Annotated in this window: 11 protein-coding genes; 6 read left to right on the top strand and 5 right to left on the bottom strand. The window is 71.9% G+C overall.

The features are described from left to right. Nucleotides 1–767: 767 nt before the first annotated feature. Complete coding sequence (locus AMA02S_RS23805; RefSeq protein WP_067461604.1) at nucleotides 768–1979, bottom strand: extracellular solute-binding protein; 1212 nt, start codon at nucleotides 1977–1979, stop codon at nucleotides 768–770. 435 nt (nucleotides 1980–2414) lie between these two features. Further along, complete coding sequence (locus tag AMA02S_RS23800) at nucleotides 2415–2759, bottom strand: hypothetical protein (RefSeq protein WP_067461603.1); 345 nt, start codon at nucleotides 2757–2759, stop codon at nucleotides 2415–2417. A 290-nt stretch (nucleotides 2760–3049) separates the two neighbouring features. On the opposite strand from AMA02S_RS23800, the gene AMA02S_RS23795 reads away from it, so the two are divergent. Further along, complete coding sequence (locus AMA02S_RS23795) at nucleotides 3050–4684, top strand: phospholipid carrier-dependent glycosyltransferase (protein ID WP_067461602.1); 1635 nt, start codon at nucleotides 3050–3052, stop codon at nucleotides 4682–4684. Here the strand turns inward: AMA02S_RS23795 and AMA02S_RS23790 are convergent. Both AMA02S_RS23790 and AMA02S_RS23785 read right to left on the bottom strand, forming a co-directional pair. Next, nucleotides 4620–6134, bottom strand: a complete 1515-nt coding sequence (locus tag AMA02S_RS23790) for a CoA-acylating methylmalonate-semialdehyde dehydrogenase (RefSeq protein WP_067461601.1) — start codon at nucleotides 6132–6134, stop codon at nucleotides 4620–4622. The two genes, AMA02S_RS23795 and AMA02S_RS23790, sit on opposite strands and share 65 nt — an antisense overlap. After that, nucleotides 6131–7438, bottom strand: a complete 1308-nt coding sequence (locus AMA02S_RS23785; RefSeq protein ID WP_067461600.1) for an aspartate aminotransferase family protein — start codon at nucleotides 7436–7438, stop codon at nucleotides 6131–6133. The genes AMA02S_RS23790 and AMA02S_RS23785 overlap by 4 nt, the downstream gene beginning before the upstream one ends. 110 nt (nucleotides 7439–7548) lie before the next feature. On the opposite strand from AMA02S_RS23785, the gene AMA02S_RS23780 reads away from it, so the two are divergent. From AMA02S_RS23780 to AMA02S_RS23765, 4 genes are all read left to right on the top strand, one after another. Continuing rightward, nucleotides 7549–9168, top strand: a complete 1620-nt coding sequence (locus AMA02S_RS23780) for a PucR family transcriptional regulator (RefSeq protein WP_067461599.1) — start codon at nucleotides 7549–7551, stop codon at nucleotides 9166–9168. A 27-nt stretch (nucleotides 9169–9195) separates the two neighbouring features. Beyond that, a complete protein-coding gene (locus AMA02S_RS23775) occupies nucleotides 9196–9975 on the top strand; it encodes an alpha/beta fold hydrolase (RefSeq protein ID WP_067461598.1) in 780 nt (259 codons plus the stop codon). Continuing rightward, on the top strand, nucleotides 9926–11281 hold the full coding sequence (locus tag AMA02S_RS23770) for a carboxylate-amine ligase (RefSeq protein ID WP_439951603.1): 1356 nt from the start codon (nucleotides 9926–9928) through the stop codon (nucleotides 11279–11281). The genes AMA02S_RS23775 and AMA02S_RS23770 overlap by 50 nt, the downstream gene beginning before the upstream one ends. Before the next feature lie 79 nt (nucleotides 11282–11360). Then, the gene (locus AMA02S_RS23765) at nucleotides 11361–12107 is read left to right on the top strand and encodes an SDR family oxidoreductase (RefSeq protein ID WP_067461596.1); all 747 of its coding nucleotides are present in this window, start codon (nucleotides 11361–11363) and stop codon (nucleotides 12105–12107) included. 143 nt (nucleotides 12108–12250) lie between these two features. Here AMA02S_RS23765 and AMA02S_RS23760 read toward each other — a convergent pair whose 3' ends face one another. Next, nucleotides 12251–12739, bottom strand: a complete 489-nt coding sequence (locus tag AMA02S_RS23760; protein WP_067461595.1) for a helix-turn-helix transcriptional regulator — start codon at nucleotides 12737–12739, stop codon at nucleotides 12251–12253. Nucleotides 12740–12952: 213 nt separating this feature from the next. Here AMA02S_RS23760 and AMA02S_RS23755 point away from each other — a divergent pair, with 213 nt between their 5' ends. After that, nucleotides 12953–14173, top strand: coding sequence for a hypothetical protein (locus AMA02S_RS23755; protein ID WP_067461594.1), 1221 nt, complete (start codon nucleotides 12953–12955; stop codon nucleotides 14171–14173). Nucleotides 14174–14225: the final 52 nt, after the last annotated feature.

Raw genomic sequence — 14225 nt, 5'->3', positions numbered from 1 at the left:
ATAGCCCTCGATGATCTCCCTGGGCGCGCCGACACGAGAGCCTTTGCCACCCCTTTCACCTGCGGTAACAGGGACAACAACCTCCCCCGCCTATAAAGGAGGAACGTGCAGTCGACTCCCGCCAGGGGGATGGATACATGGGCCAGACGGACGAGCCGACGGTAGATCCCGACGCGCTGACCGACGCTCAGCGCACGGGTGACGCCTGCGTCGTCTGCCGCAAGAAATGGCCCCGGCCACGCATCCGCGTCGGCCGCCTGCCAGACGCGTCCGGGGTGTTCGCGTGCGACGACTGCGCACCCGCCCCACCGGCACCCCGCACCGCCCGGGGCCCACGGGAGCCGGCAGCGGCCGCCAGGACACCGGCACCGATGTGGACGACGGAGCACGAACCCGCCGTCATGGAGGTCTCTCCAGGGAGAGGGTGACCCGGGCCTTCGGGGGGAAGCCCGGGACCACCCCAAGAGGCGCGCCCGGCTGGGGGCGGTCGGGCGCGCCCTACTCTACTTATTGTGTTGTCTTTGGCGTCGGGCGCTGGGCGCCCTCCTTCGGCAGACAACACGGCGATCGCTACATCGCTCCCGACTCGCCCCAGAGGGCTCGCTCCGCGATCAGGTTCTCGCTCCACTCGCACCTGGCTTCGCACGCGATCGCCCGTTTCCGGTCGCTGCCATCTGGGCTTACCACCGCTCCCGACAGAAGTGTGTGGTTACCTGCCTCGCCTGATGGCCCGCCCTGCGATCTTGTCTCGCTCCGCTCGGGCCTGGCTACTGCTTCGTGGACTCGATCCAGACTCTCATCCACTCGGCGTAGTCGGTGCAGTCGTGCTTGCCTGCGTTGCGGCCGTTCGCGCCACACTCCTTGGTGGGAGTGTGGGCGAAGATGACCTTCTCCAGGTAGGCGCGGTCGCCTACGTGGTAGGCGTTGCAGAAGCCCGGCTTGAGACGGTCACCGGCGCATGCCTGCGGGTTGGCGGGGGCCACTCCGGTCCACTCGGCCACCTGCTGCTGGACGTCGGGGGAGGCGGTCCATTGCAGCCACTGGTACATGCAGTTGGGGTGCTGGACTCGCGCGCCGATCATCCAGGCGTCCATCCAGCCGGTGACGCCCTCCGAGGGGACGACGCCCTGGACGGGCTTGGACGCGCGGGTGAGCACGTCCACCTGGTAGGGCCAGGCTTCGCCGAGGACGGCCTCTCCGCCGGCGAAGGCACTGACGGCGTCGGCGGGCAGTTCCCAGTACCTCTTGACGTGCGGGCGCTGCTCGGCGAGAACGCGGCCGGCGGCGGCGAGCTGGCGGGCGTTCAGGGAGTACGGGTCGGTGATCTTGAGCTTGCGGTTCCTGCCCTTGAGGTAGAGGGCGGCCTCGGCGATGGACAGCGGGCTGTCGCGGACGACCAGGCGGCCGGAGTAGCGGCGGGCCTGGGCGGGGTCGAACAGGGCGGCCCAGCTTGACGGCGGCTGGACGGCGCGCGTGTCGTACATGAGCAGGTTGGAGCCCCACACGTAGGGGACGCCGTAGTACTTGCCCCCACGCTTGAGCAGGGCCCGAAGGCGCGGCTCCAGCTTCTTGTAGCCGTCCACGAGGTTGGTGTTGACGGGGGTGGCCTCGTGGTCGGCGATGAGCTGGCCGGCGACCTCGGGCGGGGCGGCGACGCCGTCGTAGCGGCGGTCCTTGTCGCGCATGAGGTCGGTCATCTGCCGGGGGGTCTTGACCACCTTCCAGGCGACCTTGCAGCCGGTGCGCTTCTGGAAGGGGGTCACCCAGTCGACGCGGGGGTCGCTGCTGCCGCTCTCGACGGCGCCGGGCAGGGTGACGAGGTTCAGCGTGCCTTCGCCGGGGCCCAGGGTGCTGGCCACCTTGACGGTGCCGACCGGTTCGTCGTCGGAGCTGCAGGACAGGAGGCCCGCCACCCCGAGGACCGCCGTCACCGCCAGCGCCGTGATCGCCTTGGCCCGCGCCGTGGCCGTCAGCCGCATGTCGCTCCCGAATCCGTCCGCCGTGCCGTCCCCCCTCGCGGACGAGCTCGTCGGGCGCAGCGTAGCGTCTTCGGCGCGGCGGGACGGCCCGGAACCCGCGCAGACGCCGGATGAGACCGTCCGGAACCGCCATTTGTGTCTTCTTGGAGGCTGGCGGACGAACCTATCGCCGGTGCACCGAAACTTTCCCACCGGATAGCCGCGAATTAGCCCGGCATTACAGAGATCACGACTGCCGCGAGCCATTCGATGCAATTTTCGCCGAAAGTGTTTCGGCCGGCTTCTTAATAGGGATACGCCACGGCCCCGGGGGGCAGCGGGTGCTGGCGTCCGCACCACACACGGAGGTAACTGGAGAGGGATGTGGTGCGGGCTACTGCCCTTCCCGGGGCCGCGGCGGCACCGGCGGACGTGGCGAGGTTGGGGAACAGCGGATCACCTTGCAGTGCTGCCTGGCCACGCGACCGCCGGAACCCGGCGGAACGGCGACGGTGTGACGCCCTCGAGACGGAGGAGGTTCGAGGGACGACGCGCGTCCTGCCGGGGGTCGCGGGACGACCATGGGCCGTCCTCGATCATGGGGGGTCTGGGTACCGCGTACTCCACCACCTCGATCCGTGCGATGAGCAGCTGCGGAGTGTCGGCCTCCAGGAGGTCGCGAGCGCCGGGGCCGCGCGGCGGCAGCGCCCACCAGTGACCGGTGTACAGGCCGAACCAGATGGTCCAGCCCGGAAAACGCCTCCCGAGCGCGTCGACCTCTGCTGCGTGGTCGGCGGTCATAGCGCGGCTCCCTGTGGCGGACCCCGCGGCCACGGTCCTGACTGCGAACCCTGACCTTTATTAATTCGTGGAAATAAATTGCCTTAGTCAGATTGTGTCGCCCGTCACAGGGTCAGTCAATAGTAGTAGCTATTATTTATGGAAGGGGAATGGACGAAAATTGACGACGGAAAGCTCCGTTCGGTGGAAATTGTCGTACCCGGCGGGAGCTGCCCGTTCTCACACTGGGCCCATCGAGGCTCACGGCTCGCAACCTCGCGTTCACCGGGGCGCCACGGAAGGCGCCTACCGTGACCGTCCTGTCGATCAGGACGACCGAGGACCAACGAGGCGGAACGCACGTGCCACCAAGGCTCCTCGCGGCCATCGCCGCGATCCGGGCTTTCCGTCCCGCGCTCCGCCACGGACCGTTCCTGCTGGCCCTGGTCGGCGGGGCCCTGCTGCGCTGGACCGCCGTGCGCGCCTACCCGCACGGCCTGTGGTTCACCGGCGACTCCTACTTCTACCTGGGCTACGCGCTGCACCCTGAGCCGCCTGCCAGCAAGACGCTCGGCTACTCCCTGCTGCTCCGCCTGTTGGAGCCCCTGCACAGCCTGACGGCGATCGTGATCGTGCAGCACCTCATGGGGTTGGGGATCGCGGTGATGGTGTACGCGGTGCTGTGCCGCGCGCGGCTGCCCGCGTGGGCGGCGGCCATCGTCACCCTGCCGATCCTGTACGACGCGTACCAGATCGAGCTCGAACACCTGCTGATGTCGGAGGCGCTGTTCACCTTCCTCATCGCCGCCGCGCTGACCCTGCTGCTGTGGGGCGACCGTCCGGGACCCGCCTGGTGGATGGCCCTTCCCGCCGGCCTGCTGCTCGGCTACGCGGTCCTCGTCCGATCCGCGGGCGCCCCGCTGATACCGGTCGTCCTGCTTCTTCTGCTGCTCTTCCGGCGGGACAAGCCGCCGAGGCTGCTGCCCCGGCTACTCCCCCGAGCGCGGCCCGATCTGCGTCCAGCGCTGGCGTTCGGCGCGCTGGCGGCCGTACCGCTGGTCGCCTACGCGTTGTGGTTCCACGCCGAACGCGGCACCTATGGGCTGACCACGTCCGACGGGATCTATCTGTGGGGGCGGACGGCCGGTTTCGCGGACTGCGCCAAGATGCGCCCCCCGCCGGACGAGCAGGGGCTGTGCCTGGACGCCGAGGCCAAGGCGGAGCAGGATCCGCCGGGGCATCTCATCTGGCGCGCCGACATCCCGCCACGGCAACGGTTCGCCAGCGTCGTCTCCCCGGAGGCCAACGCCACGCTGCGGAGCTTCTCGATCCACGCGATCCTCGCCCAGCCGGGCGACTATCTGCGGACGATCGCGGACGGTATCGGCATGGCCTTCGCCACCGGCCGCCATCCGCATCCGACCGCCGCGACGGAGGGCCTCTACCACTTCCCGGACACACCGCAGCTCTTCCCCGGCGGGCGGAGCTGGACCGGCAGGGGCACGGCCCTGTCGGACGCGATGCGCTACGGCCGCACCGACGAGCCGAGCCGGGTCGTCCAGCCGCAGGCCGGCCACATGATCCGCTATCAGGAGCGGTACTACCTGCCGGGCCCCGCGCTCGGCGTCCTGTTCGCGCTCGGCGGCGCCGGGGTGCTCGTGGCGCGCCGGCGGCGCCGGGAGGTGCTGCTGGCGTGGGGGACGGCGACGACACTGCTGGTGTTCCCCATCGCCAGCGCCGACTTCGACTATCGCTACGTCGTGCCGCCGATGCCGTTCGCCTGCCTGGCGGTCGGACTGGGCCTGTCCGCCTTCCGCGCCCGCGGGACCGGACCGGAGCCCGGCGCCGCGGGCGGGGAGGGCGAGACGGCGGAGCGGAACGTCAGCCGTTGGTGGGGAAGCCGAGGTTCACGCCACCGTGACTCGGATCCAGCCACCGTGCCGTGACGGCCTTCGTCCGGGTGTAGAAGTGGACGCCCTCCATGCCGTGCGCGTGGCTGTCGCCGAACAGGGAGTCCTTCCAGCCGCCGAAGGAGTAGTACGCCATCGGGACCGGGATCGGAACGTTGATCCCGACCATCCCGACCTCCACCTCGTTCTGGAAGCGGCGCGCCGCCCCACCGTCGTTGGTAAAGATCGCGGTGCCGTTGCCGTACGGGTTGGCGGAGATCAGCTCCAGGGCCTCGTCGTAGGAGCCGGCCCGCACCACCGACAGCACCGGGCCGAAGATCTCGTCCTTGTAGGCGTCCATCTCGGGAGTGACGTGGTCGAGGACGGACGGGCCGAGCCAGAACCCGTCCTCGCCGCCGCCGATCACCGGCGTCCCGCGGCCGTCGATCGCGAGCGTGGCGCCCTGTGCGACGCCTCCGTCGAGGTAGGAGGCGACCTTGTCGCGGTGCTGCCGGGTGACCAGCGGGCCCATGTCGGACGCGGGGTCGTCGCCGGGGCCGACCTTCAGCTTGGCGACGCGCTCGCGCACCTTGGCCAGCAGCTCGTCCCCGACGGGATCCACGGCGACGGCGACGGAGATCGCCATGCAGCGCTCCCCCGCCGATCCGAAGCCCGCCGAGACGGCCGCGTCGGCGGCCAGGTCGAGGTCGGCGTCCGGCAGCACCACCATGTGGTTCTTCGCGCCGCCGAGTGCCTGCACCCGCTTGCCGTTGCCCGCCGCCGTCTCGTAGATGTAGCGGGCGATCGGGGTGGAGCCGACGAAGCTGACGGCCTTCACGTCCGGGTGATGGAGCAGCCCGTCCACGGCGGTCTTGTCACCGTGCAGGACGTTGAACACGCCGTCCGGCAGGCCCGCCTCGGCCCACAGCTCGGCGATCCGCACCGACGCCGACGGGTCCTTCTCGGACGGCTTGAGCACGAACGTGTTGCCGCACGCGATGGCCACCGGGAACATCCACATCGGCACCATCGCCGGGAAGTTGAACGGCGTGATGCCGGCGACGACGCCGAGCGGCTGCAGGATCGAGTACGCGTCCACGCGGGTGGAGACATTCTCGGAGAAGCCGCCCTTGAGCAGGTGCGGGATGCCGCAGGCGAACTCCACGACCTCCAGGCCGCGGGCCACCTCCCCAGCCGCGTCCGAGACGACCTTGCCATGTTCGGACGAGATGAGCCGGGCGATCTCGTCGCGGTGCTCGGTCAGCAGTTCGCGGAACCGGAACAGCACCCGCGTCCGCTGCGTGAGGGACGCGTCACGCCAGGCGGGGAACGCCGCCTTGGCCGCCGCCACGGCGGCGTCGACCTCGGCCCCCGAGGCGAAGTCGACCTTTCCGGCGAGGCGTCCGGTGGCGGGCTCGTAGATGTCGCCCCGGCGCTCGGCCTCGCCGTCGAACGGCTTGCCGCCGATCCAGTGGGTGACGTGCTTGCTGACAGTCGGATCGGTCACGATGCTGCGGCCTCATTCACGGCTTCGAGGGATGCGGTCAGGATGCCGAGGCCCTCGGCCGCCTCGGCGTCGGTCAGGGTCAGCGGGGGCGCCATGCGCACCACGTTGCCGTACAGGCCGCCCTTGCCGACCAGCAGCCCCCGCTCGCGGGCCGCCTCCATCAGCGCCGCGGCCAGCGGCGGGCTCGGCTCGCCGGTGCCCGGGTCGGCCATCTCGACCGCGAACATCAGGCCCTTGCCGCGCACCTGCTTGACCACGGGGAGCCGGGCCGCGGCACGTTCCAGCCCGCTGATGATCGTTGCCCCCTGCCGGGCGGCGTTGACCTGGAGGTCGTGGTCGAGGACGTAGTCGAGGGTGGCGTTCGCGGCGGCCATCGAGATCGGGTTGCCGCCGAACGTGGACAGCCCCACCGCGTGCAGGGCGTCCATCAGCTCGCCGCGGGCGACGACGCCGCCGACCGCGAACCCGTTGCCGAGGCCCTTGGCGAAGGTCAGCATGTCCGGCGTCACGCCGTGGTTCTGGATGCCCCAGAAGCCCTGGCCCGTCCGCCCCCAACCGGTTTGGACCTCGTCGGAGATGAACAGGATCCCGAACTCGTCCAGGACCTCCTGGTAGGCGGCGAACAGCCCGTCCGGGGCCATCGTGAAGCCGCCGACGCCCTGGACCGGCTCGGCGATCAGCGCCGCCACGTCCCCGCCGGTCGCGGTCGCGAGCACGTGCCGCAGGTCCTGGACGCAGGCGTCGACGTACGTCTCGTCCGACATCCCGGCGAACTGCGGGAGCTGCCGGTCGGCGCCGTGCAGGAAGTGGACGTTCAGCGGCGAGTAGGAGATGTTCGTCCAGGCCCGGTTGCCGGTGACGCCGACCGCGCCGAACGAGCGGCCGTGGTAGCTCTGCCGCATCGCCAGTACCTGGTCGCTGCGCCGCGAGTAGGCGGCCAGCAGCAGCGCCGTCTCGTTCGCCTCGGTCCCGGAGTTGGTGAAGAACACCTTCGCGTCCGGGATGCCCGACAGCCGCGCGATCTTCTCGGCCAGCTCGACCTGGCCGCGCAGCAGGTAGGCGGTGGAGGTGTGCACGACGCCGGTGGCGAGCTGCCGCTCCACCGCCTCCCGCACTTCGGGCACGTCGTACCCGATCATGTTCGTCAGGATTCCGGTGAAGAAGTCCAGATAGCCGCGTCCCTCGGCGTCGGTCACGCGGTTGCCCTTACCGCCGACGATCTCGATGGGGTCCTCGTAGTTGAGCGCCAGCCAGGACGGCATGACCGCCTTGTGGCGCCGGAGCAGGTTCGCGTGTTCCGACATGCCCTCAGTCTCGTTCGCCGCGCTCCCGGAGGCCACCGGCAGAGTGTCAGGACAGGGGGCGAAGGTTTGACGGTCTGCCCCGCGGAGGCCGCCGGATATCATCGCGGCTGATGCTGCCTACTCTCGACGACGTGCTCCAGCTCGACGCGGTCCGCCGCGGCAAGCCGCACGTCGTCGCGGGCGCGGACCGCACCGGCAACCGGGTCCGCTGGGTGCACGTCGCCGAGGTCACCGACATCGCCCACCTGCTGCACGGCGGCGAGCTGGTGCTGACCACCGGCATCGCGCTGCCGGATGAGCCGGCCCGGCTGCGCGCCTACATCGGCGAGCTGTCGGAGGTGGGCGCGAGCGGGCTGATGATCGAACTCGGCCGCCGGTACGCCAGCGTCCTGCCGCCCGCGCTGGTCTCCGCCGCCGAGGACCATGGTCTCCCGGTGATCGTGCTGGCCCACGAGCCCGCGTTCGTGGACATCACCGAGTCCGTGCACGCACGCATCCTCCAAGACCAGTTCGCGGAGCTCCGTGCGTCCGAGCAGCTCCACGAGATCTTCACCCAGCTGTCCGTCGAGGGCGCCTCCACCGACGAGGTGGTCCGGCAGGTCGCCGCGCTCGGCGGGCACCCCGTGGTGCTGGAGAACCTCGCCCACCAGGTGCTGGCCGCCGACGCCGACGGCGGCGACCCGTCGGAGCTGCTGTCGGCCTGGGAGACGCGGTCCCGCGCCGTCCGCATCGGGCAGCGCACCGGCTTCGACGAAGCGTCCGGCTGGCTGGTGACCACGGTCGGCGCCCGCGGCGAGGACTGGGGCCGGCTGATCGTCGTGCTCGGCTCCCCGCCGTCCGCCCGGGAGACCGTGCTGATCGAGCGGGCCGCCACCACCCTCGCCCTCGGCCGGCTCCTGGACCGGCACGCCGAGAGCGTCGAGCGCCAGGCGCACGGGACGATCATCACCCGCATCCTCGCGCACGCCTACTCCGACCCGCAGGAGGCCGCCGCCCGCGCCCGCGCGCTCGGCGTGCCGCTGTCCGGGCGCCGTCTGCTCGGCGTCGTGCTGCGCCACCGCGGCCCCGGCACGTCCGCCCCGCCCGTCGGTGAGCTGGCCCAGCTCGCCGAGACGGCGGCCGCCGCCTGCAAGGACGCCCGCCTCGCCGCCCTCGTCGGCGTCCTGGACGAGGGCGGCCCGCACGCCCGTGTCGGCGTCCTGGCCTCCCTGCCCGCCCGCGCCGACGTCGAGACGGCCCTGAACGAGGTCGCCACCCGCATCCGCAAACGCCCGGGTGGCGACATCGTCATGGCCACCGGCTCGGTCGTGGACTCGATCCGCGACGTCCGCCGCTCCTTCCTGGAGGCCGAGCAGGTCGCCGACGTCGCCTCCCGAGGCGCCGGCGGACGCCTCTTCTACCGCCTCCCCGACCTGCGCCTGCGCGGCCTCCTGCACCTCCTGCGCGACGACGCCCGCGTCCAGACCTTCGTCGAACGCGAACTCGGGCCCCTGCTGACCTACGACGCGCAGCGCGGCAGCGACCTCACCCGCATCCTGGAGCTCTACCTCGAATCCGGCCGCAACAAGGCCGTCGCCGCGCAGCTCGCGCACCTGTCCCGCCCGGCCTTCTACGAGCGGCTCCGCCGGATAGAGCGCGTCCTGGACGCCGATCTGGACGACGTGGAGTCCTGTGTGTCCCTGCACGTGGCGCTCCTGGCCCTGAGCTCCGTCCGCTGGGAACGCCCCTGAGTGGGGCCGAGCCCCTACGCTTCCACCATGACGGACGCGGCGCTGCATGTTCATCGCTACGGCGATCCCTCGGGGCCGCCGCTGATCGCTCTGCATGGGGTCACCGGCCACGGAGCGCGGTGGCGGCGCACGGCCGAGCGGTACCTGGCGGACCGGTTCGTCCTGGCACCGGACCTGCGCGGGCACGGCCGGTCACCCCACGAGCCGCCGTGGACGGTGGAGCGGCACGTGGCCGACGTCCTCGCGCTCATGGACGCCGAGGGCATCGAGCGGGCCGATCTCGCCGGGCACTCCTACGGCGGGATGATCGCCCTGCACCTGGCGCGGACGGCGCCGCGGAGGGTGGGCAGGCTCGTCCTGCTGGATCCCGCGATCGGCCTGGATCCCGTGGGGGCGGGCAAGGACGCGCGCGGCTACCTGAACGTGGACTCCTTCGCCGACGTGGCCGCGGCGCGGGCGTCGCTGGCGGCGCGGTGGCCGCAGGCGCCGGACGACCTGCTCGACGACGAGGTGTCCGAGCATCTGGCACAGTGCCGGGACGGCCGCCTGCGCTGGCGGTACGAGGCCGCCGCGGTCGTGGCGGCGTACTCGGAGATGGCGCGCCCGCACCAGCCGCCGCCCGCGCACGTTCCCACGCACCTGGTCATCGCGGCGCGCGCCGACCTGGTGCGGCCCGAGTTCGTGGTGGACTGCCGAACCGCGCTCGGTCCCGGACTGATCATCTCGGAGATCGACGCGGGTCACATGCTCTACGTCGATGCCCTGGGCGAGACGGGCGCGTTGGTCAGCGGCTGGCTCGCGTCCTGACCGCGTGCGGGGGCGGCTCCGCGGCGGAGGGCACGCCGGGCATGACCTTCCAGACTCGTTCCGTGCAGGCGCCCGGTCAAGCGGTGGGATGCGGCCGCCGGGCACGGCTCACGCGGGAGGGCGCCCGGAGCCGTACTTCACCGCCGCAGGGGGCACAACCAGAGGCGTGAGACATAGCGGACCAACACGTACCTTCGGGGTGGAAGAGGAGTTGCTCATCGTCGACCCGACAAGTGGCGCGCCCCAGGCCATCTCGGGCTCGGTCGTCCGGTACGCGCTGCGGCACAAGGAGGTCTCCCTCGCGGGCGGCCGGCGGTCGGAGCCGCCCGGCATCGAGTTGCAGCGCGAGCAGTTGGAGATCGTCACACCGGTCTGTCGCACCCTGGACGAGCTGTCCGAGCACGTCAGGTCCGCGCGGCTGGCGGCGGCGCGGGCCGCGGCCGGGGCCGGCGCGGCGGTGGCGGCGCTCGCCACCTCACCGGTCGCGGTGCGGCCCTCGCTCACCCCGTCGCACCGCTATCGCCGCATGTCGGACGCCTACGGGCCCACCACCGCCGAACAGCTCACCTGCGGCTGCCACGTCCACGTCGGCGTGGAGTCGCCGGACGAGGGGGTCGCCATCCTGGACCGGATCCGGCCATGGCTGCCGCCGCTGCTCGCGCTCAGCGGGAACTCGCCGTACTGGCAGGGGGCCGACACCGGCTATGACAGCTGGCGCCAGCAGGTCTGGGGGCGTTGGCCCTCCAGCGGCCCGACCGAGCTGTTCGGCTCCGCCGGGACGTACCGCAGGACGGTCGAGGCGATGCTCGGCAGCGGCGCGCTGATCGACGAGGGCATGGTCTACTTCGACGCGCGGCTGTCGCGGCGCCACCCGACCGTCGAGATCCGGGTGGCCGACGTGTGCCTGGACGCCGACGACACCGTACTGATGGCCGCGTTGATCCGGGCCCTGGTCTGCACCGCCGCCGATGCCTGGCGACGGGACGAGCCGCCCGACCCCGTCCGCACCGACCTGCTGCGCCTGGCGACGTGGCGGGCCAGCCGTTCGGGGCTGCGCGGCGACCTCGTCCACCCGCTGACCCGCCGCACCGCCCCGGCCCGCGCGGTGGTGGGCGCGCTGCTCGGCCACCTGTCGCCGGCGCTCGAACGATCCGGGGACCTCGCCACCGTCCGGCACCTGCTGCACGCCCTGCTCGACCGCGGGAACGGCGCCCGGCTCCAGCGCATCGTCCATGCCCGGACCCGCGACGTGACGTCCGTCGTCTGCGACGCCGTTCGGCGCACGGTCAAGTTCAAGGGCGCCTAACGGATTCCAGCCCGGGGCGGGACCGCCTTCCTTGAGCCCGCCCGGGACGTCACGGAACGCGCAGGTTAGCCTTCGAAGAGTGAACCTGGGACTGAGGGGGCGGCGGGCCGCGGTCGCGGCGGCCAGCAGCGGGCTGGGGCTGGCCGCCGCGCGTGCGCTGGTGGCCGAGGGCGCCGAGGTGGCGATCTGCGGGCGCGACCGCGAACGGCTCGGCGCCGCGGCCCGCAGGCTCGGCGAAGGCGCCCGGCCGATCATCGCCGACGTCAGCACGCCCGAGGGCGCCACGGCGTTCGTGCGGGAGGCCGAAGACGCCCTCGGCGGCGTCGACGTCCTCGTCACCAATGCGGGCGGGCCCCCGCCCGGCGGGTTCGCCTCCACTCCCCTGGACGCCTACGCCCCCGCGCTCGACCTCAACCTGCTGTCGGTGGTGGCCATGTGCAAGGCGGCCGTCCCGGCCATGCAGAGCCGGAGTTGGGGACGGGTCGTGGCGATCACCTCGATCAGCGTCCGGCAGCCGATCCCCACGCTGATCCTGTCCAACACGGCACGCGCGGGGGCGACCGGGTTCCTCAAGACGCTCGCGTTGGAGGTCGCCAAGGACGGCGTCACCGTCAACTCCCTCCTGCCCGGCTTCCACGCGACCGAGCGGCTCCGTACGCTGCGTGGCGGTGACTGGGACCGGGTCGCCGCGGAGATCCCCGCCCACAAGGTCGGGGATCCCGACGACTTCGGCGCGTTCGTGGCCTTCCTCTGCTCGGAGCAGGCGCGGCACGTGACGGGCAGCGCCATCCCGGTTGACGGCGGCGCGTACGCCGGCCTGCTCTAAGCAGAGTTTCACGGTCCCGGTCCACGGTGCCTGGGCGAACGCGACATCGCTTCGCGATCTTCCCGGTGGGTCTTGCCTTCGGCTTCGCCTCACCGGTCAGCCATCGCGCTCGCGCGACCGTTAAGGACGCTGTGGACCAGGCCTTAGGCTGCCGCCCTGTTCCTGCGCTGGAAGGGCAGGTAGCGGTCGGCGCGGCGGGGGCGGGCGAGCAGACCGGTGGACTCGACGGCGAGGACGCGGTCGAAGCGGAAGGCACGCACGCCCCGGCGCATCCGGCACCAGCCGACGAGGTACCAGTGGTCGCGGTGCACCAGGCAGGTGACGGGCTCGACCTCGCGGATCGTGACGTTCGCGCCCGCGTCGCCGTAGCAGAGCCGGACGACGCGGTGCTCGGTGATGGCCGCGGCGATGACGCGGGCCCGGTCGGAGGTGGAGACGTCCAGGGGTTCGGTGAGGGTGGCCAGGGTCGTGGTCACCACGTCGTCCTGCACGGCGTCGTCCAGGAGGGCGCGCAGGGCGCGGCGCGCGGTGGTGGCCTGCGGGCCGGCGCCCAGATGCGCGAGGGAGAGCGCGAGGGCGGCGATCTCGGCGGTGGACAGCGCGGTCTCGGGGTGCGTCGCAACGTTCGCCATGGTTCGATCATACGTTCGAACACTGACATTGTGGAGCCTTCACAAGGGTCGCGTGACGCAGCGCTGGAGCGCTCTCGGGGCGGCGTGGGAGCGGCGGGGGGACCCGGCCTTGAGATGGCGGCAGCGCATGGGGAAAACTGATCCCCAAAGCGGGCTTCGCATGGGGGAATCGGGGGGCGGGCTTGGGTCGATTGTGGGTTCGCCTTGAATGAGATGAAGCGCCCACCGATGAGCCGGGACGAGGCCGACCGGGCCCTGGCGCATCTGAGGGACGAGAGGGAGCGCATCAGCTCCGCCCTGCTCGAGTTGGAGGGCCATCAGGGGTATCAGCTGCTGGAGGGGGCGGCGGTGGACGGCGAGACGCTGCGCGTCCAGTCCGGTGTGCAGTCCCGGATGTCCGCGATGTGGACCCTCTTCGACCTGTACGGACGGGCGCTCGGCGCGGCGGAGGAGTTCAGGGCGCGGCACTCGAAGCCCGGCCAGACCCAGCTGGCGCAGCTCACGTGGCTGCTCGCGGGACCCTCGGTCGAGTTGCCCGCGGAGGAGGTCCCGCTGGAGCGGCGGACGCTGTTGTCCTCCACGTCCGGCGAGAAGCTGACCCTTCAAGCCGTTGTCGAGCGGATGACCCCGCAGTACGAGGAGGTCGCGAAGGCGGTCGCCGCCCTGGACGCGGTCTGGTCGGCGCTGCTGTCGCGGCTGGCGGAGGTGGAGGCCGAGCGGCGGGCGGCGGTGGCGCTGCGCGAGTCGCTCGGTGGCCCCGACCCCGAGCTGGACGGCCTGGTCGCGGAGCTGGCGGCGGTGGGCGCGACCGTCCGGTCCGACCCCCTGGCCCTGGCACGGAACGGGCACGCCGACACCGGGCAGCTGGACGGCCTGCACGCCTCGCTCACCGCCGTCCGCCGCAGGCTGGAGGAGGCGGATCGGCTGCGCACCGGGTTCGATGACCGGATCCGCGGCATCGCGGGTCTCCTCGACCAGGTGCGCGCGGCGGAGGCGGAGGCACTCGCCCGCCGCGACGAGGTGCTCGCCAAGATCGCCTCACCCGTCCTGCCCGACCTGCCCGTCCTGCCCGTCCTGTCGGCCGCACTCGGCGACCGGCTCGCCGCGCTGGGACGGGGCGGCGCGTGGAACGACCTCGCCGAGCGAGTCGCCGGCCTCGAACGTGCGGCGGACACCGCGCTCGGGGACGCGCGGGACGCCACCGGCGTGATCCAAGGATTGCTCGACCGGCGCGAGGAACTGCGCGGCCGGTTGGAGGGGTACCGGGTGAAGGCCGCCAGACTCGGCCACGCCGAGGACCCCGAGCTGGCCGAGATCTACGAACGGGCGCGCGGGCTGCTGTGGTCCTCCCCGTGCGACCTCCGGAAGGCCACCGTGACGTTGTCGGACTATCAGCAGGCCATCACCTCGCGGACGAAGGGAGCGGAACGTTGAACCAGTGCACCGCACCGGGCTGCACCGGAACCATTGACGGCGGCTACTGCGT

Source organism: Actinomadura macra NBRC 14102 (genome assembly GCF_001552215.1).
Taxonomy (GTDB): Bacteria; Actinomycetota; Actinomycetes; order Streptosporangiales; family Streptosporangiaceae; genus Spirillospora; species Spirillospora macra.
The sequence above is the reverse complement of the archived record's forward strand: the minus strand, read 5'-3'. Positions and strand labels throughout refer to the sequence as shown.